A 21,856-nucleotide genomic window follows, 5' to 3' on the forward strand; every position below is an offset into this window, starting at 1 on the left:
AAGCTGGCAATCTTTTTCTACAAAGAATCCATTGCATATTTGGAGCAATCATGCACATACCTAATCTCAAACCTACACTACTCGCCAGCGTCATTACTGCAGCAATTTATACACCAGATATCCAAGCTTATTCTTGTTCTCTCAACTCTCCCTCTAATTTTTCCTTATTTCATATAAATAATGGAGAGTACGAAGGAAACTGCACCATTGATAATGGTCGATTCTATATGAATTTAGACTATTCAACCATAGAGTTTAATACACCTTTAACTGTTACAAGCATTGCTAACGCACCTAATGTTCCAGGTAGAGGCAAAGGCGCTATCACGTCTGGCAACCACGGCAACCTCATTTTTAATGACACCGTAACCATTCAAGATACAGAGAACGCTGATCGCCAAAGAAGTCCTCGTTTAATTCTTATACGTAATAAAAAGGATAATTATGGAGGAGTTGAAAAAGAAAATTCAGGCGTAACATTCAAAGGGGATAACAACATACTGAGTATTGCTGCTAATGCAACGCCATATTTTTATACAGGTGCTGCTATAGCCAATTACAATTATTTTGCGGCATTAAACTCAGATTATAAAACAACAATCAATAACACTGGTACAGTCAATGGTATTAACCAAAACTATGGTAAGCTGATATTTGAGCAAGATCTCACTATTAATAGTCAAATAAGCCAACTTGACTCCCTCGGAGCAATAAAACGTCAAAATGCAGCTATCCTTATTAGCGGTGGTACTGCTGAGTTTGGAAAAGTTACAATTAATACGGACATCAGCGACCTCACACAGACACCTAGTGAAGGTGCTGGCCTAATATCACATGCCTATGAATATGAAAAAAGCCTTTTTGGGCATGCTAGAGGGACCGGTGAAGGCAGTGACGACGCAATACCTCAAAGCACATTTAACAAAGACCTAACCATTAATACCCACAATGGCGCTGCTATTCAGTTTACTCATGGCAAAATTGAGCAAAGTGGTAGCAAGGCAACCATTAATGTTAGTGGTGACGGTCATGGCATTGCAATCACTGATGAAGCAGGTGGATTACTTGCTGATAATACAACAAAAAGCAAGTTCAACTGGATTCAACTTGCTGGTGGTGCGCTCACTTTTGTAGACGGCAAGACTCAGTCAGATGCACCAAATCAACTCACTATCGGGCTTGGTGAAAATACCACGATTACTACTAACAATGGTGATGGTATCAACATTGCCAATATACCCGAAGACAATATCAAACACATCAATATCAATAATACTGGAATAATCACCGCAGAAAACGGAGATGCAATTGATTTAAGTTTGTTAGAGCCAGATCCAAGTATACAAGATGATAAAGCACAGCTAACTGCAGCTCGTACCATTAATATCATTAATGGTGCTACTCTCAGTGCCCAAAGTGGCTATTCTTTATATGGCAGCAACTACAATGAGAGTTTCACCTCAAATGGTGGCAAACTAGTTGGCAAAATTGATATGCAAAATGGTTGGGATACAGTCAAATTCGATGGATCGACAAAGGCTGTAGATATCTCTGAACTAACTGAACTTAATGGAGGCCTTGATTCTAATAGTAACAACGAATTTGACACCCTAACGCTTATTGGCAACATCATAAACCCAGCAAATGGTTTTAATGGTAGCCAACTTACAAATTGGGAAAAAATTGAGTTAACAGAAGAAGCCACGCTTGCATTAACTGGGCCAGATCCAGTGAAAATTGGTGATAAACAAAATGACAGCGGCCTATTTATTGATCAAAATACAACACTTATTTCCAAAGGCGATAGCACTACCATTGTCGGCAATGTTTCCAACCAAGGTACTATCGAACTCGATAATGATTCAGGTGCTGCTTCCCCTACGTTTAACACTCTAACTATTGATGGTGACTACGAAGGCGGTGGCAAAGTTAAGCTACATACGCTACTTACTGATAATCCACAAACAGATAAACTTATTCTGAAAGGTAACGTATCCGGCGAGACAGAAGTTGAAGTTGTTAAAGTAAACAAACCAGGTGAAGAACCTACAAAAGCCGATACAAATGGTATTCAGCTAATTGATACAAGTACAGCAACAATGCCAATAACTGATGCGGATAAATCTTTCACTTTATCTAGTGATGTTGAAGCAGGTGCGTATCTTTACAATAAATTAGCTTATAAAAAGAATGAAGGCTTCTATCTACAAAGTAAGCGTAAGCCTTCTGATGACAACTCTATCCAACCCGACGAAGGACAAAACCCCGACGAAGGACAAACCCCCGACGAAGGACAAAAATCTGGCAAAGGTAACAGCAATGATAGTAATCATGGTGCCTATCAGCCCGAAGTCTATCGCCCAGCTGTAGCAGGCTATAGCGTTGCCCAACTCGCCAACCGTAATGCTGTTATAGGTATGTTGGGCAATCACCTGCACCAACGCGTCGATGAACAGCAAGTCCTAAACTGGAATGATGACCACAATGATCAACAGATATGGGGTCGTATTCGCCATGAGTCACTCTCTCTCAATGGAAAACAGCGTTTTGATTTGGATCAGAAAACACAATATGCACAACTTGGCTGGGATTTAGATATCAATCGCGACAACCAGAACAGTCGCCAACATAGCGGTATTTACGTAGCCTATGCACACGCCAATGCCGATATTTCTGATCGTGCACGTATCACTCTGGGGCAACAAAGTTTCACTGGCAAGATCAGAGGCGATATCTACGGCGTTGGTGGCTACCATACTCGCTATGATGAAGATGGCAATTACGTTGATCTGATCGGTGGCATACACTTCATCAATAACAAATACAGCGATGTACTCAATGGTAACAGTAACCAAAAAGGTTGGGGTTTGTCTGCATCAGCAGAAGCCGGCATGCCGATAACTGTTAGCGACAGTGATCATGGTAACTGGTTTATTGAGCCACAAGCTGAGCTGACTTGGCAAATGACCAACTACCATAGTTTCAAAGACGGCATCACTGAAATTGATGGTTACAACAGCCACAGCCTGCGCCCTCGCCTTGGCTTACGCTTTGGATATAACGACAAGCCAGCTGATAGGGAAGCAGCAAAAGACTTCCACCTCACAGCCAGTATCGTTCACGAACTGATTGCTCCTACACAAGTAACCGTTGGTGGTACCGACATCAAAGAAGATATAGGTAAAGATACCTGGCTTGAAATTGGCGCTGGTGGTCAATTCCCAATCAATAAGTCAACCTATATCTATGGCAGTGCACAATACTTACACACCCTGAACAACAATACCCGTCGTGGTATTACTGGTCAGGTTGGTATTCGCCATAGCTGGTAAGTCTACACTACACTATTAGCAAAAATGCCGCAGGATACTCATCCTGCGGCATTTTTGTTATAACGACTAAAGCAAAATTCTGCTTTATTTACCCTAATTCATACCCGTTTTACGAAAATATTTTTATATACCTGCAAACCAGCTCATCATCACTTGCTCACCAGCTGCAGTAAGCGCCGCGCCATACTGTTGTGCATCGTCGCGTAATCGCTGTAGGTCAATACCCGCTTGCGCGAGTTCACAGGCGTGGCCGATGAGCCATTGCTCCAGCTTGTGCGGGTCAGCCTCGAGATGAAATTGCAGTGCAAGTACATTCTCACCATAGCTAAATGCCTGATTTGGGCAAGCAGCACTGGCTGCAAGGTGGGCGGCACCATCGGGAATGGCAAATTGGTCGCCGTGCCAGTGCAATACTGGTACATCTGCCAATCCAGCCAAGGGATTATTCTGCACTTCTTCATTCAGTTGCAAAGGCGCAAATCCAATTTCCTTATGCCCCATACTTTTTACTTTTGCACCGAGCAACCGCGCAATCAACTGCGCACCAAGACACACGCCAAGCATGGCTTTATTCGCTTGCAGGCGCTGCTCGATAAAACCGAGTTCATCACGCAGAAATGGGTAAGCTGCTTCTTCATACGCGCCAATCGGCCCACCAAGGATAATCAGCAAATCATCGGCAACTGGATCTAGCGCACAAAAATCACACAACCCGGCTTCGACATAACGGACTTGATAACCTTGTTCGTGCAGGACACCAGCAATGATGCCGAGGTCTTCAAAATGGAGATGGCGGATAACGAGTGCAGTTTTCATGTGTTCACCTTTGTTCCGGCCAATAGTGGCTGTCCGGTAAATCGCGCACACCGAAGATTGCTTGCCCAATACGGACGATGGTTGCGCCCTCGGCAATCGCCATTTCAAAATCACCAGACATGCCCATCGATAGTTCATCCATGCTCATACCTGCGGGTAAATCACGGCGCAATTCATCGCGCAATTGGCGCAGCAGGACAAAGCAATCGCGTACTTTTTCATTGTTATTCGACAGTAGCGCCAGCGTCATCAATCCTTTGATATTGAGGTTTTGATATCGTGCGAGTTGTTGCACAAAATCGTGTACATCAGCAGGTGCGAGGCCGTATTTGCTTTCTTCGCCAGAGGTGTTGACTTGAACCAGCACGTCAAGCGTCCGCCCTTCTGCGCCTAAGCGTTCGTCGAGTTTCTCCGCGACGCGCAGGCTGTCGAGCGCCTGAAATTCGCTGGCAAAGCGCGCGACGTATTTGATTTTATTGGTTTGCAGGTGCCCGATTACTGACCACTGAATCGGCAAATCATTCATGGTGTTGTATTTATCCCATGCTTCCTGCACTTTGTTTTCACCAAAGCCGTGGTAGCCGAGTTCGTAAGCCTCACGAATGATGGCGGCATCGACGGTTTTGCTCACCGGCAACAGGCGCACGCTGCTTGGATCACGCCCTGCACTGGCGCAGGCAGCATCGATGCGCTGTTGAATGTCGGCAAAATTGGCTGCAAGTGCCTCACGGCTATCAGCTTTTGGGTAGTGACGCTCAGTCATGATCATGCCTCCTTATGCGTGCGATTGAGTAACCAAACCAGCGACAGCATCACCGGTACTTCAACCAGTACCCCGACTACGGTTGCAAGCGCCGCGCCAGAGTGCAGACCGAAGAGCGAGATAGCAACCGCAACTGCCAGCTCAAAGAAATTACTGGTGCCGATCAGGCAAGCTGGGGCTGCGATATTAAACGGCAAGCGCAAGGCTTTGGCGGCCAACCAACCAACGGCAAAAATACCATAGGTTTGCAGCAGTAAAGGAATGGCGATCAGCACGATCAAAAGCGGCTGCGCAATGATGGTTTGTGCCTGAAAGGCAAACAGCAGCACCACGGTCAGCATCAAGCCGCCGATGGACCAAGGCTTAAGTTGTGCTGCCAGTTCATTAATTGATTTGCCACGACGCAGGTAATGGTTGCGGGTCAAGATGCCTGCAACCAGCGGCAAGACTACGTACAGTAGCGTCGAGAGCAACAAAGTCGCCCACGGAATATGGATGTCGCTGATCCCAAGCAATAATCCGGCGATTGGTACAAAGGCAAAGATCATGATGACGTCGTTCACCGCGACCTGCATCAGGGTGTAATTGGCATCACCTTTAACCAGCTGACTCCAGACAAACACCATCGCGGTACATGGTGCAACGCCGAGCAGGATCATACCGGCAATATAGGCTTGTGCGTCGTCCGCACTGACCCAGTTCGCATACAGGCCACGGAAAAACAACCACGCAATTAGCGCCATGGTGAATGGCTTGATTAGCCAGTTAATCGTGACCGTGAGCAGTAGTCCTTTAGGCTTGCTGCCAATATCCTTCATTGCAGACCAATCGATTTGCAACATCATTGGAAAAATCATCAGCCAAATCAGTATGGCAACAACAAGATTGACGTGCGCGACTTCTGCCGCCGCGACAACGCCAATCGTATCGGGTGCAAGCAAACCCAGCACGACGCCGATGAGCATCGCCAGCCCCACCCACATACTCAGCCAGCGTTCAAATAAGCCCATAGCATCTCCTGAATTGGTTGCCAAGATTGAGGCGCAAACCGCACCACTCTTGAAATAATTACTTACATCGCATTTACTGCGGCAATGGCGGCAAGAATATGCTCTTTATCCGCGCCCATAATGGTGCAATCGGCAAAGCCCTGCATGACGATGAGGCGCAACTGACCTTTGGCAACTTTTTTGTCGAGCAGCATTGCATCGTAAACGGCTTCATTGCTGAGGTTCGCGTCGAGAACCGTAGGCAGGTTGGCGCGCTGGCACAGCGCCACAATACGCTCAATATCGGCATCTGTGATATAGCCAAGGTTGCGCGACAAATGTGCGGCCATAACCATGCCGATGGCAACCGCTTCGCCGTGCAGGTAGCGCTGATAGTGAGTCAGTGATTCAATCGCATGGCCAAACGTATGCCCGAGGTTAAGCAGAGCGCGCTGCCCGCTTTCGCGCTCATCAGCAGCAACCACATCAGCTTTGTTCTGGCAGCAGTGGGCAATCATTTCAATTTGCGTGGCGCGGTCGTGTGCCATGATCGCGTCGATATTTTGCTCAAGCCAAACGAAAAAATCAGGATCGTTGATCAAGCCGTACTTAATCACTTCGGCGAGCCCGGCGCTGTATTCACGCGGTGGCAAAGTTTCAAGCACATCGAGATCAATCAGCACCGCTTGTGGTTGGTGAAATGCACCGATCATGTTTTTGCCGCGTGGATGGTTAACGCCAGTCTTGCCGCCAACCGAAGAATCAACTTGCGCGAGTACGGTGGTCGGGATTTGCACGCAATGGATGCCGCGCTGATAGCTCGCTGCCGCGTAGCCGGATATGTCGCCGACGACCCCGCCGCCAAGCGCGACAATCACTGCGTCGCGGTTAAAGCGTGCATCGACCAGTGCGTCGAGGATAGCGCTAACTGCGTCGAGGTTTTTGTATTGTTCGCCGTCTTTGAGAATAACTTCAATCACGGTTTTGCCATCAAGTGCGGATTTGAGCGTATCGAGATACAACGGCGCGATGGTATCGTTACTAACGATGCACACTTGCTGCGCTTTGATGTGCTGCTGTACTACGCTGCTGTCACCAAGTATCGCCGCATCAATGACGATGGGGTAAGTGCGTGCCTGCCCGACGGGTAGGTTGACGTTAAGTGTGGTGGTCATTAGAAAAGTCCTTGTGTGGTTTGCTCGGCGACGAAGCCATCAGCAAAGATGCCTTGGCTGCGTTGCCATGCCTGAAAAGCGCTACGCGTGTTGGCACCAAGGATGCCATCAGCTTTACCGGGATCAAAGCCAAGTGCTTGCAAACGTTGCTGCAAAGCGGTGACTTGCGCAGTGGAAAGCGGCTGTGCACTGCGTGGCCATGTCGTATGTAGCGATGCGCGCCCTACAATGGCATCCCCGAGTAGCGAAACAGCAAGCGCGTAACTCGATGCGTTGTTATAAACCTTGATGACATCGAAGTTTTTAGTGGTCAAAAATGCCGGACCATGCACACCACCCGGTAGCCACAGCGTGGCTTGGGCATTGGCTGGTAATCCGCCACTCGTGGCTTGAACACCGAGTGCTTGCCAGCTAGACCAAGGCAACGTTGCACCGACATATTGGTCGCTAAACCCTATGGGCAAACTGACTTCAATCCCCCACGGCAAGCCAAGTTGCCAGCCAGACTCACTGAGATAGCTGGCTGTCGAGGCAAGTGCATCTGCGGTCGTCCACAGGTTACGGCGGCCGTCACCATCGCCATCAACGGCATGCGCGGCGTAAGTGGTCGGGATAAACTGGGTTTGCCCCATGCCACCTGCCCATGAACCACGCAATTGTTGCGGCTCAATATCCCCTGATTCGACCAGCTGCATCATCGCAATCAGCTGATTTTCAGCAAAATCACGGCGGCGGCCATCATAGGCGAGCGTCGAGAGTGCCGAAGCGAGATCGCTATTGCCGGTATTCGCACCATACGACGTTTCCAAGCCCCAAATAGCTGTGACGATTTCAGGCGGTACCCCATAGCGCTGAGCGAGATTATTGAGCAGGTTGCGCTGCTGATTAAAGTTTTGCTGCCCTTGGCGGATACGGCTATCGGACACGGCACTATCGAGATACGACCAAATATGCTTGCTGAATTCTGGCTGCTTGCCATCGAGATTGGCAATACTTTGCTGGTAGTCCGCGCCAGCCATGACGGCATTGACGGTTTGCGGGTTGATGCCGCGCGCGATTGCCCGCTGGATAAAGCTTTGCCGCCAATCAGCAAAACTACTGTATTGCTGTGTTACAACCGGAACTGAAGCTGAGCTGACGGGTAATTTTTCACCATCAGAAACCACCGTCGGCGCACCGGTCGCGCAGCCAAACAGCAGCAAGCTCAGGAATACGACGGGATGACGATGATGAATCATATGACGGCTCCAATATACAAAGGGGTTATATTAGTCTGTGCGTTAATTCGCGTCTATGCTTGCGGAACACTGCGATCAAGATGCGCCAGCTGCCACACGCGCCGCGCGCCAAGGATCGCATTGACGCTCAACCCGATCACCAAGCCCGACCACAATCCATAGATACCATAATCAAAGACGTAGGCGAGAATCAATGCAGAAGGAAAGCCGAGCATCCAATAGCCGATCAGAGCGTAGATCATCGCCATCTTACTGTCATTTAGCCCACGCATCACACCAGCCGCAACGACCTGTATGCCATCACCAATTTGGAACACGGCGGCAAAGAGCAGGATAGTCGAGGCAATCTCGATAATTTCCGGCACGTCGCTATACACTTCGGCAATTTGGCGACTAAATACCGCAATCACGGTAGCGGTAACCAACATCAGCAACACCGACAAACCAAGCCCGATAAACGACACATAGCGCACGCCGCGCCAGTCCTTGCGCCCGCGTTCGTTGGCGGCAAGGATAGTCATTGCCGACGACAGCCCCAATGGCAACATAAAGACCATCGCCGAGAAGTTGATCGCAATCTGATTAGCTGCGGTCAGTGTTTCATTAGTACGGCTGACGATCATACCGATGACATTAAATAGCCCCGCTTCCATGACGATCGCCAAGGAAATGGGAATACCGAGGCGTAAGAACAGGCGTAAATCGACCCAGTCCGGTGCGCCAAAATGGGTGAACAAGCGATAGCGCCGCCAGCGTGGATTGCGGTAAATGCCGGCAAACAACAAAATCGCGTAGAGAAAGCTCGCGACATTTGTCGCAATTGCCATCCCTTGCGCCCCAAGCTGTGGGAAAATCCACCAGCCGGTGAGGAATGCGTAGTTGCCGAGAATATTGACCGGTATCAGCGCGACCTGAATAATGATATTGCTGCGCGGCCACGCCATGCCTTCGAGGAAATAGCGCCCGCCAAGGGCAAAGACGAATACCGCAGCACCCGGCGCTAAAGTGAGCAAATACATTTTCGCTTCGTGGGCGATATCCGGTGCACTGCCGATCCAGCCCGGAATATAGGCGCTGATGATGGTCAAGATAAAAGTCACTACACCGAGCATACCGGACATCCACAAGCCTTGCTGGAAGCTGCGGCGAATGCCTTTAGCGTTGTCGTCGCCGTGGTAGCTGGAGACGGTCGCGGAAATAGCAATCGTCACCCCAATCATGAGCAGGAATACCAGCGCATAGACTTGACTGGCAAGCCCAACGCTCGCCTGAGTCAATGGGCTGTGCCAACCTGCCATAACCGTATCAACCACTTGCGGCATATAGCCGAGCAACTGGGTAAAAATCAGCGGCAGCCCTAAGCTGACCGTCCGCCCTAGTTTGCTGCGCAACAGCGCTGTATCAACCGACTTGAACATTGGTATCCGGATATTTTATACGACGTTTTTTAGGAAGAGCGATGAAGTACGCCAGAGTTAGTGGCCCTAATCGCCCGGCGAACATCATGATGATAATGACAAACTCACCCAGCTCAGAGAGGCTACCGGTGATCCCGCGTGACAAACCAACCGTACTCAGTGCTGAAATGACCTCAAAAGTCACATCAAGGAAGTTGTGCTCATCCTCAATCACCAGCAAAGTGTAGATTGCAATCACCATCATAAACAACGAAATAATCGTCACTGCCAGTGCTTTTTTCACCAAGCGCTCAGGAATAGTGCGCCCCATTGCCGTGACTTGCTCCTGCTGGCGCAAATACGACCATGTGGTTAAAAGCAGCACGACAAATGTGCCTATTTTCAAACCACTGGCAGTTGAGAGTGAACCACCACCGACGAACATCAGCAAGATGGTCAGGAACGTCGTGCCATCAGTAGTTAAGTCCGTCGGGATGGTATTAAAGCCCGCAGTACGTGGTGTGACCGCCTGGAACCATGAGCGCAATGCCTGATCGTACCACGACATATCGGCCATGGTATTGATGTTGTTACGCTCCATCAGCCAAATAGCGGCAAATGCAAATAGGTTCAGCCCCACAGTGGCCATGATCACCAAGCGGCTGTTGAGGCTAAGCTTCGACCAACGGCGCTGATCGCGAATATCGACCAGAACCAAAAAGCCCAAGCCGCCGATGATGATCAACAACGTCACCGTCATATTGATCACAAAGCTGCCAGCGTAGGGGATCAAGCTATCTGACGACAGGGCAAACCCCGCGTTATTAAATGCAGAAATAGAATAAAAAAGCGCTTGATACATTGCCCGGCCAAGCCCGACATCTCCCCACCAGTAGAGCGTCATAATGACAAAGGCAATACTTTCAAAGATCAGGGAAAATACCACCACCGACTTAGCGGTACTAAATATCTTGTTAAGCCCGACATTGCCCAATGCTTCTTGCGCTGCCATCTGCCCGGTCATGCTGAATTTGCCGTGCAAGCTCATCACCGCCAAGACCGCAAAAGTCATGAAACCAAGCCCGCCAAGCTGAATCAGCACCGCAATCACCATTTGCCCGAATACGGTGTACTCATCAGTACTCACCACAGCCAAGCCGGTGACGGTTACCGCAGAAGTTGCAGTAAAAATGGCTTCAATAATGCTGATGTCGCGAATCGCAGCAAATGGCATCGACAGCAAAAAAGCGCCGACCAGAACCAGCGCCAAAAAACCCAGCGTCAGAATTGCTGGCGGGTGTTTACTAAAGAAATTCATGACGACAACTGATCGCCTGATTCACGATTGCGCTCAATCACTTTAAATGCCTTGCTTAGCTGCTTGAGCGCTTCAAGCGGCCCTGAAAGCACCAGACGATCGCCCTGCTCAATCACAAAATCACGCTGATCGCAGCGCATGACGCTTGCCCCACGCTTAATCATAAAGACCTCAATAGAATCGTGCCCGGTAAATGCCTGCTCAATGGTCTGACCATTTAAAATATCATTGGCAATAACCTGAATCAGATACAAATCATCACCGAGTGCCATATGGTCTACAACGATTGGGTAGTTCATTGCCTGCGCAATACGGATGCCCATATCGTGCTCTGGCTGGATGATGTGGCGTACTTTCAGCGCTGAAAGAATCGCACCATGAGATTCTGTTTTCGCTTTTACCCACACGTTGCGAATACCCATCTCGCGCAAGTTAAGCGTACACAATACGCTCGCCTCGAGGTTATCACCAATACTGACGAGGACCCCATCACAGCGGGTCAAATTCAACTCTTCGAGCATGCCTTTATCCGTCGCATCAGCGATGGCGGAATACTGCAAAATATCACTGACTTTGTCGATTTCTTTACTATCGATATCAACACCAATCACTGTATTGCCCATGCGCTGCAGCTCCAACGCTGCACTACGACCGAGTACACCAAGACCGATCACGGCAAATAACATAACATCCTCCAAGCGATGATTATCTGTTCGCAGCCAACCCCAAAGAACAGATGCAAACAATCAAATTATATGAAACAAGACAATGTCTTATTCTTTTATTTCAACATCTGTCTTACCGGGTTTTAACCGTATAAGGTCGCATATCATACACTGAAATAGCCCAGCTTTATTGCACTTAATATACAGAAAAAGCGCGGTAGAACCGCGCTTTTTCCAATGCCAAACAGTGGCACTATGCGTATCGTGAACTTAATCGCGGATACGACCTGCAGCACTGTGTGCACCGGCAAGTGTCGCCATGAAAGTCAGGAACGCACTGATCAGCCAGCTTAACGCAGCCCAACGCGCTGCACTACGAGCAGCAGCTTCTGCTTCTTCAACAGCTTGCTTCGCTTTAGCAACTGCTTGCTCAGCTTCTTTCTCGATCTCATTTGCCTGCTTAACCAAGTACTGCTGAACGTCAACCGCTTCAGCACGAGTCAAGCCTTCACGCTGCAAACGAGTAATCAATTCATCATCAGTCAGCTGGTTTTTCACTGCTTCATAACGGGTCTTGACGTATTCTTGTGCGTTATCCAAAGTGATTTCTTTATTTTTGAAATCCTTGGAAACTTGCTCTTTGCTCTGCTCAATCGTGCTCTTAACAACTCCGGCAATAGCCTGAATCTGCTCTTCGTTGAGTTCGTCGTTGTTGTTGGCAACAAACTTGGCAATATCTTCTTCACTGACGTTACCCAGCGCATTTTTCACATTAGGCAGATCATCCATGCTGAAGTCGCTATTTGAACCAGCAATTGCCGCAGTTTGTGCAGCACCACCAACGGCATTACCTATAGCACCACCAACGGCGTTAGCTGTCGTACCGACGATTGCGCCGATGCTGCTAACAGTGAAAAACGTAGTGAACAGAACCAACAGCGCAGCAGTTACGCCGCCAGTCAGAGTAGCGTGCGCTTTAGAAACGACTTGATAGGCAAAATTGTCATCACGAGCTGGAGCTTGGGCATTAACAGCAACGTTACCCGCAACAAATGCGCCAACGATTGCAGACAAAGCAAACCAGAATAACCCCATGAAACCGGTCAGGCTAAAAGACAGACCGAATAAGAAAGTAATAAATGCACCAATAGCGAGGATGGCCATAGATGCTACTGCACCGACGACAACGCCGGCAAAAACCGCGCCCCAGCTGAATGGGCGTGAGGCACGCGCAGAAATGATGCTTTTCATCAAGTTAACTCCTGAGTTAGTTTAGTGGGGTTTCTTAAACTATAGTTTTGACACAAGTGCAATTGTTTTAATGAAACCTGAACAATCATTCGCATCAGGCTCAAACTTGGTCGCTATAGCCCCGCCAGAGAGCGGCGGGGCGCATATTATATAGGACGAAAATCGTTCGACAACTTGATTACCTTACTGAAATAGTTAATTTTTATTTACTTTAGGTTGGGTGAGCTATCAACTTAATCCCTTTCGGGGCCGGGTTATCCAATATCTGTGCTCCGTGCAAGCTCAAGGTTTATTTACCTGATTATGAATCGTAATGCCTCCATAGTAGCTCTGGTGATCAGATAAACCTTCACTGATATAACGTTTTTTGCAAACGCACCATAATTGGTAATGGTTTATACCGCATCACAATGAGAGATATTGATGAGCGTCAAATACCTACGCCATCTACATAACTGAGCCAACACGGCGTTCATCAAGTGCCTGACGCACAATGCGCAGCGCGGAGGACAAAAACAAACTTGCCATCAGTAGTGCCACGGCAATATCCGGCCATGCGCTGCGCGTCTGATACACCACAAAAGCAGCAACCATCACCGCAATATTACCAATCGCATCATTGCGCGAGCACAGCCACACCGAGCGCACATTGGCATCACCATCCTTGTATTTCAGAAGAAGTGCCACGCTGAGCAAGTTTGCCGCCAGTGCCAACAGCCCAACGCCGCCCATGATCTTTGCTTCCGGCACACCGAGCACCAGCACTTGATAGAGCGTATCGCCGAGCACCCACATCCCCATCAATGCAAGGCTTGCGCCTTTGAACAACGCAGCATTACTACGCACGCGGATCGACGATCCAATCACCCATAGCGACAAGCCATAAGTCAGCGCATCACCGAGAAAATCCAGTGCATCGGCCTGCAACGCCTGCGAACCGGCAAGATGCCCCGCCGCAATTTCAAAGGCGAACATCAGCGCATTAATCGCAATGACAGCCCAAAGGCGACGCTTATAGCTGGCTGAAACGCCATCAAAGCACGCATTTTGATTACAACATCCGGCCATGTTTATTCCCATCACAAAAGCCGCTATGCTAAAACCTCCAGTGACTGGAGGGTCAAGTGCCATGTACACGATAGGACAACTCGCGAAGCTGAGCGGCGTCAAAGCCACCACTATTCGCTATTATGAAAGCATTAACTTGCTCGATGCGCCCGAGCGTAGCGCCGGCAACCAGCGCCGCTACCCACAATCGGCCATCGCTCGCCTTGCATTCATTCGCCATGCTCGAGCTTTGGGCTTTGGGATCGACGCAATTGCCAACCTCATTCAACTGCAAAATTATCCGGATCAATCCTGCGCCGAAGCCGCACAACTCGCGGGTGACCTACTCGCCAATGTACGCGAGCGTATCTCGCAATTACAGCAATTAGAAAAGGAGTTAAGCGCGATTAACGATGGCTGCCAAAGTGACGATGGCACAGTTGCCAACTGCCACATTCTCGGCACTTTGACGCAAAATCCTCAGGCTACTTAGCCGCTCCAACGCACACGACTACACGCCCAGTGATACGCCCTGCGAGTAAGTCTTTCGCACTGGGAATTGCCTCATCGAGGCTAATGTCTCGACTGATACGCTGATAAAAAGATGCAGGTAACAGCTCAGCCAGCGCAGACCACACAGCCACGCGCTGCTCATACGGGCAGGTCACTGAATTGATGCCGAGTAATGATACTCCGCGCAAAATAAACGGCATCACGGTCGTCGGCAAATCTGCACCACCTGCCAGACCACAAGCCGCCACTGCGCCACCTTCCTGTATTTGCGCTAATACTTTGGCGAGCACCGTGCTGCCAACCGTATCGACAGCCGCCGCCCAGCGTGCTGCTTCGAGCGGCTTGGCTGACTCATCGAACTGCGCTCGATCAAGCACCTCATGCGCACCAAGCTCACATAAGTAATCACCATTTTCAACCACACGCCCCGTCACCGCACAGACTTCAAACCCAAGTGCTGCAAGAAGTGCTACGGCAACTGAGCCAACCCCACCACTCGCACCGGTCACCAGCACCGCACCATCTTGCGGCTCAATACCGTGGCGCTGCAATGCTTGTACGCATAGCATCGCAGTGAACCCAGCCGTACCGAGCACCATTGCTTGGCGCGTATTCAAGCCAGCAGGCAACGGCACCAGCCAATCGGCGGCTACCTGCACCTGCTCAGCAAGCCCACCCCAGTGTTTTTCACCCACGCCCCAGCCGGTCAAGACCACTTCATCACCGACCCGATAGCGCTGATCTGTGGATTCCAGTACACGACCAGCAAAATCAATCCCCGGCACCATTGGAAAGTGGCGAATAATTTTGCCGCGACCAGTGATTGCCAACGCATCCTTATAATTCAGGGTTGAATAGTCAACCGCGACCCGCACCTCACCTTGCGGTAATTGTGACTCGCTGATTTCCTCAAGCACAGCCCGCGTTTTGCGGCTTTCTACCTCCTGACGTACGACGATTGCTTTCATTCTCCCCTCCAATTAATGCGAACCTTCCAGCCAATCACTACGGCATATTTGCGAGTATATAACAAGGCACTAGCAAGACGTACCGCACACACATCTAATACGGAATGGTTTAAAGAAGCCATTTCATCTAGCCATCAAATAATAAATCAATAACTTAGAATCATATAAGCAATGCTTATAATCAGGTGTTGACTGTTTCTCATTACACTAAATTTTTATAATGCCGAGCAATAGCCATCATCTCAGGGAACAAAAATGCACAAAGACGACCATCAAGACCGTAACAAACTGCCGCTGAAAGTCGCCGGCATCCAGTTCGCTGCCAGCAGCAATTGGCAGCTCAATCTCGACTATTGCAGCGCTGCCATTCGCCGCGTCGCCGCACAAGGCGCAAGCCTGATTGTCCTGCCCGAATGCGCACTGCATACCCGTGAACCGGGTGAAACCACGCTCTACGCACAACCACTCGATGGCGAATTTGTCAGTGCATTGTGTGCATTGTCGGCCGAGCTCGGCGTGTGTATCGTCGCGGGCATCACTGAACCAAGCGACGAAGAACGCATCTATAACACCGCGGTCGTCATCCAAAACGGCGCACTGAGCTGCACGTACCGCAAGCTGCATTTATACGATGCGTTTGCGTTCAAGGAATCGGACAGCTTCATCCCCGGCGACAATGCGCCGGTCACGTTCACCCATCAAGGGCTGACTTTTGGCGTGATGACTTGCTACGACTTGCGCTTTCCCGAACTTGCCCGCCTGCTCGCCGAACAAGGTGCGGATGCCATTATTCTGCCGACGTCGTGGTTTGCCGGTGATTTGAAAGAGTGGCATTGGCAGGTACTCTGCGCCGCGCGGGCGTTGGAAAACGGCGTGTATGTACTTGGCGTAGATGCTTGTGGCACCAAGCGCATCGGCCTCAGCCGCCTGGTCGATCCTTACGGCGTGACGACTGCACAAGTTGGCAGTACGCCTGCCGACCTGATCGGCACCATCGATCCCGACATGATTGCGCAAGCCCGCCACAGCATGCCCTTGCTCAGCCAGCGTCGCTTTAAAATCGACCCGACCGTGCAGCCAATTGCCTCACATGCGAAAGCGTAATTTGCTGCGGATGAGCTCGCGAATCGTGCGCCGCTGATCGGGTATTTGCGCTGAAAATAGCGACCAGTCAACCTCGTCAGCGGGCAATGTGTCGTGGTGCGCGAGTAGGTAATCACGCACCGGCAAGGCGCGAATCCGCGCCAGTGATTGACGGTAGGCAAGCGGGTCGGTGATCGGGAATGGTGAAATCAGCCCGCGTCGTACTTTGATGATGAGGTCGGCGACGTAAAGCTGTGCGCTGTCCTCATGCCACAAGGATAAATCGCTCATGGTATGCCCCGGCGTGTGCAGAACCTTCCAATCGGGAAAGTCGGGCAAGCTGTCACCATCATGCAGCACAACATCGCCGCGCAAACGGCGGTGATAATAAATATTGCGCCACGGCTGGCGCTTTTTGCGCGCCATGTAATAGGCGAGCAGCAAGTCGATTTTGTGTTGCAGCCAGCCGCTAAAGCCTGCGTATAAATCGTTGGCATTTGCCGCGACCCACAGCGCGCAGCCAGTACGCTTGCGCAACAATGCCGCGCCGCCGCCGTGGTCAGGGTGCATGTGGGTGACGACCACAGCGTGCAAATCACTTAACGGACGCTGCAATTCATCTTCGATAAACGCGCAAATCTTGCCGACATCGCAACGGCAAGCGCCATCGAGCAGTAGCAACTTGTCGTCATATTCCGCGAGGTAAACCGTTTCGATATAGCCGGCAATGGCGTGCAGGGTAAAAGCCATCAGCTAGCGACCACATCACGCAGCAATGTATAGGATTGGTGCTGCAAGGCTTCATCGTAAATATAGCTGACCGCCATCAATTCATCGGCATGGACGGTGCGTTGTAGCGCATCGAGCTGATGACGCAATGTCGCTTTGCCGCCGACCAGCGAACAGGCGGTCATTTGCTCGACCATATAACGGCTGCGCACATCCCACAGCCCCTCCATTGAATCGACCGGCGGTTGCAACGGACGACGGCGGTTGGTGACGATACCGAGAAACGCCTGCTGCTGCGTGGTACGCAAAAACTGCGCGCTGGCGTCATCTTCAGCGGTGATCACGTTGACGCAAACAATCACATACGGCTTATCTAGCGCCGGTGACGGCTGAAATTCGGCGCGGTAAATCGCCAGCGCCGCTTCGAGTTGCGCAGGCGCAAAATGCGCGGCAAAGGCATAAGGCAGGCCGAGTCGTGCAGCAAGGTGTGCACTGTCGGTGCTAGAGCCGAGAATATAGCGCGGCACATGCGTGCCCGCGCCGGGATTGGCGCGCACGCGCCCCTGGCTATCAGCATCGCCGAGATAGCGCCCCAGCGTGACCACATCATCGCCAAACGTATACGCAGTTTCAACATTGCTGCGCCGCAAAGCTTGCGCGGTTTCCTGATCCGTGCCCGGCGCGCGTCCCAGCCCTAAATCAACACGATCCGGATACATCGTCGCCAACGTGCCATATTGCTCGGCGACAATCAGCGGACTGTGGTTGGGCAACATCACCCCACCCGAACCAACGCGAATGCGTTGCGTGTGCGCCAGTGTCTGCCCGATCAGGATCGATGTCGCCGAACTGGCGAGATTGACCATATTGTGATGCTCGGCAATCCAGTAGCGTTCATAGCCAAGCGCCTCGACGTGCTGCGCCAGCGCAATCATCTGCGCAATTGCGGTTTGGTTATCGCCACCTGCACGCAGTGGTACCAGATTCAAGACGGACAGTTTCACCATGCCTCCGTATCAGCAAAATTGGGCAGATATTATATAGTGGGACTCCAGAAAACGGTTACGACACATAAAAACAAGGCATTGTTCTTATTTTTATTTTTTGGTTACTTTGTGACTGTTTTTCTGGAATTGGGCTGTATATTGCCACTCACGATGCCAGCGTGCTGTGCGAGTGGTCGTTATGTGCCGGGTTATTGCTGCGGTGATAGTGGCGCAATGCGTGCTCCTGTCGCCGGCCTGCACTGAAAGCACTGACCCGCTTGAGGTAGCCGATAACGCGCGTGGCGTAATCAATATCGGTACTGTGGCAGGCGCTGCAATACGGCAAAGTGCGCTTGTCGATGTGGTTACAGGTATTGCACACAGTGATGCGCACATTGATGCAGAAATAGTTGCAGCCGGTGTGCGCGGCAACGTTGAGCAATTTCAAATAGCCTTCCTGATTGAGTGCCTCGTCGAGATTGAGGTGCAGCGCCGAGCCGCCATCGAGATAGGCGTTGTAGTCTCTGCCGTGCAAGCGGAATTTGTCCAGCGCATTGGTGTTTTCGTCTTCGACGATATAAAAATAGGAATTGTAACAGTCACGCGGTACTTGGTAGCCGTCCTTGCTGTCCCAGCGCGCATTTTTCACACCGAGATTTTCTGCGGGCACAAATTCGGTATTAAAGCGCACACCGTAGCGCTTGCTCGCAGCGCGGTTGGCATCGTAAATGGTCTTTAGCTGCGCACTGACAAATGCCTGATATTGCGGGTTATCACCGACGCGAATACCAAGGTACTCTGCGGCTTCGGCCATGCCGTTGATGCCGATGGTGAGGAATTGCTTGTCCATACTGATAAAGCCCGCATCGTAAACGCCGAGCATGCCCGCCTTGAGGTAATCCTGCATCAGCTCGTGATAGGCGACCTGATAGCGGTGAATTTTGTCAATTTCCGTGGCCAGATCACGCCCATCCTGAATCAGGCGATTCATGTTGGTGGTGATGACGTTGATCGAACCGGTCGCTACCCCGCCCGCACCCAGCGTATAGGAAAAGGTATGGTCGCTGATTTCATTGCGCAGGCGGCAGCACGATGCAAGCGAATCTGCACGGTCGGAAAGGTAAATAAAAAAGCTGTTCCCCGCGGCCAGCTCACCAGCCATCGCAGCGGCAAACGCTTGATCGCAGCAGCGCCCTGCCTTGGTCAGCATCGCCACGGTGACGACCGGAAAAGTCAGAATGGCCTTGCATCGCTCCTCATTGAGCCAGCTAAGGAAAAAGCGCTGCAAGCGGTCAATGCGCGCAAAATCCGGACGCTGGAAATCGTCGGGGAAAACGAAGTCGGCAAAAATGGCGGAGAAATAATTCCGGTCATAAATGGAAATGTTCCAGAACACACTTTGATAGCCGCGCGCTGCCGCCGGTTGGTTGAGTGCATAGACCACGCCCTGCAAATGATTGGCGATTTCTGCACCGTGCGTATCGAGATAGTCCGCGCCGTAATCACGTGCAGCAAAGTGGTCAAAATAAGTCAGGAACTCGACCGTTGCCACCGCACCGGCAAACTGCGCACTGACGGCAAAGACGAAATTGATGAACGTGCCGCAAAAGGACGCGAGATGCTTCGGCGCCCGCGATTCGCCGCCCAGCCCCTGCAAGCCGTTGAGCAGCAAAGGATACATCGAGACCGACGCACAATACGGCTTGAGGCTGGTTTCATCGTGCACGTAAATCTCGTGTGCTTCAATCTGTTCGATATAGGACTGCGCCAATGCCTCACCAAAGCGGCTACGGATTTTATCGCTAACCAGCGAACGATTGACCTGAATCATGAAATCCTTCATCAACTCGGTTTCCAGCGTGGCAATATTCTTATGGCTGACATTGGCATTGGCATCAACCTGCGAACCATCAGCCGCATTGAATGCCTGACAGTACGACCGCACAAAATCTGCTTTGTCAGCAAGCTGCGCTGCACTTAACTCGATCATGGGATGTTCTCCAAAACAATTCATTGAGATTTTTGCCATCAGCAACACGAATAAAGCGCTGATTGGTATTGGGGCTGTCAAGCCCGCCAAGCGCGCGGACAAATGCGCCGGTTTTCAGAAACGTGAGGCGGGATTTTATCCGTGGCGAGACGTCATCGAGCCCCGTATACAGGCAGGTAGCAAGCCCACGCGATTGCGCAGCATCCAATATTGCGCACAGTTCATCGGGATACCATTCCCCGCCCATGAACAATACGCAGCTAATCAGGCCACGATAGTCGTCCATACGCTGTGCGGCATAGGCTGGCGTCAGCAACTCACCTTTATTGGGCGCCCACGTCTCGGCACTATGGCAACCCGGGCAACGCAAATTACAGCCGGAAATCGTCCATGCCAAGCTGATCTCTCCCGGCACTTCCTGAAACACAACTTGCTCATCTACATAGCGCATAAACCCTCCAAGAACACAACATATAGTATTCCTATTGTATTTAAAATCAATATATAGGTATATCATTTACATAAAATCATGAAAAAGATATAAATTATTTATTGAAATTAAGGGAGTCCCTTCCCTGACATGGCAAAGGAGAATATTCGTATCTTAGATCGGGAAATAGCCCATATTTCGCAAGAAGAAGTTACTTTTGCGATAGAGCTGCGAGCTTTTGCAAAAGCTCGCTATAGTTAACGAGAGTCTTCTCGGCGTAGATCAGCCCGGGCGTTCGTCCTTCGCCATCATCTGAATAGACGACATCAGAAACGACCTTGTATTTGATGTCCTGCTCTTTGGGCGACCAGACAATAACCAACAAAGGAAGCCCTGCATCCAAAGCGAGCTTATGCGCCACTTTCCAGCGCTGCTCATCTCCTTTATTTGTGCCACCGCGATCACCCGAGTAGCCAAAGTATTTATTGTTGCAATGCCGTGCAACGCTGATTTTGTTGGTCGTCTGAAACTCAATGACGGCAGCCGGCATTTTTGCCCCACGCGTTAACAGGAGTCCGTCCAAATTTCCCATCCACGGCGTTCCATGCCTTCTCAGCACTCGATCAAACGCCGGCAAATCCGCTAACTCCATATACTTGCTCGACATCTTCAAATCTCTAACGCGCATTGTTTGCTCACCAAAAACATCAAAACTGGAGAACATATATTTATCACTTGCGAGCTGGCGCGGCACATCAGGCATAAAGCCCTCTTCTGATATTGAGAAGTACGCATCACCGGCAAAGCGGTACATCACAACCCGCTCAGGGTTATAGCGGTAAAAAACGTAAAAATAATTGACCTTGAGCATCTGCGCAAATGCCAGCTTGGCATCCAAATTCGGCTCTTCCAGGCGTATCAGTGCTTCAAGTTCGGCATGCGTGTACGCTTCCAGGCGATCATCAACATATACTCGGCGGTCGAATAGCGCCGTCACGCGGTTTTGGCGAATGGTGTACCCTTCAAAGCTCTCCAACAAGCAGCCATCTTTGCAGAGCCTGTCCTTTACCCAGTTGTTTTTATCATTCCTTTCTGAGGTTTCTTTTTTAATGCTTATGTTATACATGGGCTTGGCCTATTTAACGGTCATACGCAGACCTTATCAA

Annotated in this window: 19 protein-coding genes; 3 read left to right on the plus strand and 16 right to left on the minus strand. The window is 50.4% G+C overall.

Annotation, left to right across the window (positions count from 1 at the left end; genetic code table 11):
• Positions 1-50: 50 nt before the first annotated feature.
• On the plus strand, positions 51-3,332 hold the full coding sequence (locus tag KRX19_11305) for an autotransporter outer membrane beta-barrel domain-containing protein (protein ID MBV7435607.1): 3,282 nt from the start codon (positions 51-53) through the stop codon (positions 3,330-3,332).
• 123 nt (positions 3,333-3,455) lie between these two features.
• Here the strand turns inward: KRX19_11305 and KRX19_11310 are convergent, their stop codons facing one another.
• The 10 genes from KRX19_11310 to KRX19_11355 form a co-directional block, all read right to left on the minus strand.
• Positions 3,456-4,148, minus strand: a complete 693-nt coding sequence (locus tag KRX19_11310; GenBank protein MBV7435608.1) for a glutamine amidotransferase — start codon at positions 4,146-4,148, stop codon at positions 3,456-3,458.
• Between the two features lie 4 nt (positions 4,149-4,152).
• Complete coding sequence (locus KRX19_11315; protein MBV7435609.1) at positions 4,153-4,911, minus strand: YggS family pyridoxal phosphate-dependent enzyme; 759 nt, start codon at positions 4,909-4,911, stop codon at positions 4,153-4,155.
• A gap of 2 nt (positions 4,912-4,913) precedes the next feature.
• Positions 4,914-5,921 (minus strand): ACR3 family arsenite efflux transporter, encoded by a 1,008-nt coding sequence (arsB, locus tag KRX19_11320; protein MBV7435610.1) that lies wholly within the window; start codon positions 5,919-5,921, stop codon positions 4,914-4,916.
• A 62-nt stretch (positions 5,922-5,983) separates the two neighbouring features.
• Positions 5,984-7,075, minus strand: coding sequence for a 3-dehydroquinate synthase (gene aroB, locus KRX19_11325; protein MBV7435611.1), 1,092 nt, complete (start codon positions 7,073-7,075; stop codon positions 5,984-5,986).
• A complete protein-coding gene (locus KRX19_11330; protein ID MBV7435612.1) occupies positions 7,075-8,313 on the minus strand; it encodes a lytic murein transglycosylase in 1,239 nt (412 codons plus the stop codon). Before KRX19_11330 ends, aroB begins: the two co-directional genes overlap by 1 nt.
• A gap of 53 nt (positions 8,314-8,366) precedes the next feature.
• Positions 8,367-9,731 (minus strand): MATE family efflux transporter, encoded by a 1,365-nt coding sequence (locus KRX19_11335; GenBank protein MBV7435613.1) that lies wholly within the window; start codon positions 9,729-9,731, stop codon positions 8,367-8,369.
• Positions 9,715-11,028: a TrkH family potassium uptake protein gene (locus tag KRX19_11340; protein ID MBV7435614.1), complete on the minus strand. Its 1,314-nt coding sequence runs from the start codon at positions 11,026-11,028 to the stop codon at positions 9,715-9,717. The genes KRX19_11335 and KRX19_11340 overlap by 17 nt, the downstream gene beginning before the upstream one ends.
• Positions 11,025-11,714: a TrkA family potassium uptake protein gene (locus KRX19_11345; GenBank protein MBV7435615.1), complete on the minus strand. Its 690-nt coding sequence runs from the start codon at positions 11,712-11,714 to the stop codon at positions 11,025-11,027. The genes KRX19_11340 and KRX19_11345 overlap by 4 nt, the downstream gene beginning before the upstream one ends.
• 249 nt (positions 11,715-11,963) lie before the next feature.
• Positions 11,964-12,944 (minus strand): hypothetical protein, encoded by a 981-nt coding sequence (locus KRX19_11350; protein ID MBV7435616.1) that lies wholly within the window; start codon positions 12,942-12,944, stop codon positions 11,964-11,966.
• Between the two features lie 447 nt (positions 12,945-13,391).
• Positions 13,392-14,012 (minus strand): cation transporter, encoded by a 621-nt coding sequence (locus tag KRX19_11355; protein ID MBV7435617.1) that lies wholly within the window; start codon positions 14,010-14,012, stop codon positions 13,392-13,394.
• Between the two features lie 61 nt (positions 14,013-14,073).
• On the opposite strand from KRX19_11355, the gene KRX19_11360 reads away from it, so the two are divergent.
• On the plus strand, positions 14,074-14,484 hold the full coding sequence (locus KRX19_11360) for a helix-turn-helix domain-containing protein (GenBank protein MBV7435618.1): 411 nt from the start codon (positions 14,074-14,076) through the stop codon (positions 14,482-14,484).
• On the opposite strand, the gene KRX19_11365 is transcribed toward KRX19_11360, so the two are convergent.
• On the minus strand, positions 14,477-15,472 hold the full coding sequence (locus KRX19_11365) for an oxidoreductase (protein MBV7435619.1): 996 nt from the start codon (positions 15,470-15,472) through the stop codon (positions 14,477-14,479). The genes KRX19_11360 and KRX19_11365 overlap by 8 nt on opposite strands.
• A 255-nt stretch (positions 15,473-15,727) precedes the next feature.
• On the opposite strand from KRX19_11365, the gene KRX19_11370 reads away from it, so the two are divergent.
• Positions 15,728-16,576 carry a carbon-nitrogen hydrolase family protein gene (locus KRX19_11370; protein MBV7435620.1) on the plus strand — a complete coding sequence of 283 codons (849 nt, stop codon included), beginning with the start codon at positions 15,728-15,730 and terminating at the stop codon, positions 16,574-16,576.
• On the opposite strand, the gene KRX19_11375 is transcribed toward KRX19_11370, so the two are convergent.
• The 5 genes from KRX19_11375 to KRX19_11395 form a co-directional block, all read right to left on the minus strand.
• Entirely contained in the window at positions 16,559-17,305 is a 747-nt protein-coding gene (locus tag KRX19_11375) for an MBL fold metallo-hydrolase (protein ID MBV7435621.1), read from the minus strand. The two genes, KRX19_11370 and KRX19_11375, sit on opposite strands and share 18 nt — an antisense overlap.
• Positions 17,305-18,288: an LLM class flavin-dependent oxidoreductase gene (locus KRX19_11380; protein ID MBV7435622.1), complete on the minus strand. Its 984-nt coding sequence runs from the start codon at positions 18,286-18,288 to the stop codon at positions 17,305-17,307. Before KRX19_11380 ends, KRX19_11375 begins: the two co-directional genes overlap by 1 nt.
• Positions 18,289-18,436: 148 nt before the next feature.
• Positions 18,437-20,260, minus strand: coding sequence for an anaerobic ribonucleoside-triphosphate reductase (gene nrdD, locus KRX19_11385; GenBank protein MBV7435623.1), 1,824 nt, complete (start codon positions 20,258-20,260; stop codon positions 18,437-18,439).
• Entirely contained in the window at positions 20,229-20,711 is a 483-nt protein-coding gene (gene nrdG, locus KRX19_11390; GenBank protein MBV7435624.1) for an anaerobic ribonucleoside-triphosphate reductase activating protein, read from the minus strand. The genes nrdD and nrdG overlap by 32 nt, the downstream gene beginning before the upstream one ends.
• A 190-nt stretch (positions 20,712-20,901) precedes the next feature.
• A complete protein-coding gene (locus KRX19_11395; GenBank protein ID MBV7435625.1) occupies positions 20,902-21,816 on the minus strand; it encodes a hypothetical protein in 915 nt (304 codons plus the stop codon).
• Positions 21,817-21,856: the final 40 nt, after the last annotated feature.

It is taken from the genome of Cardiobacteriaceae bacterium TAE3-ERU3 (genome assembly GCA_019218315.1).
Classification (GTDB): Bacteria; Pseudomonadota; Gammaproteobacteria; order Cardiobacteriales; family Cardiobacteriaceae; genus JAHUUI01.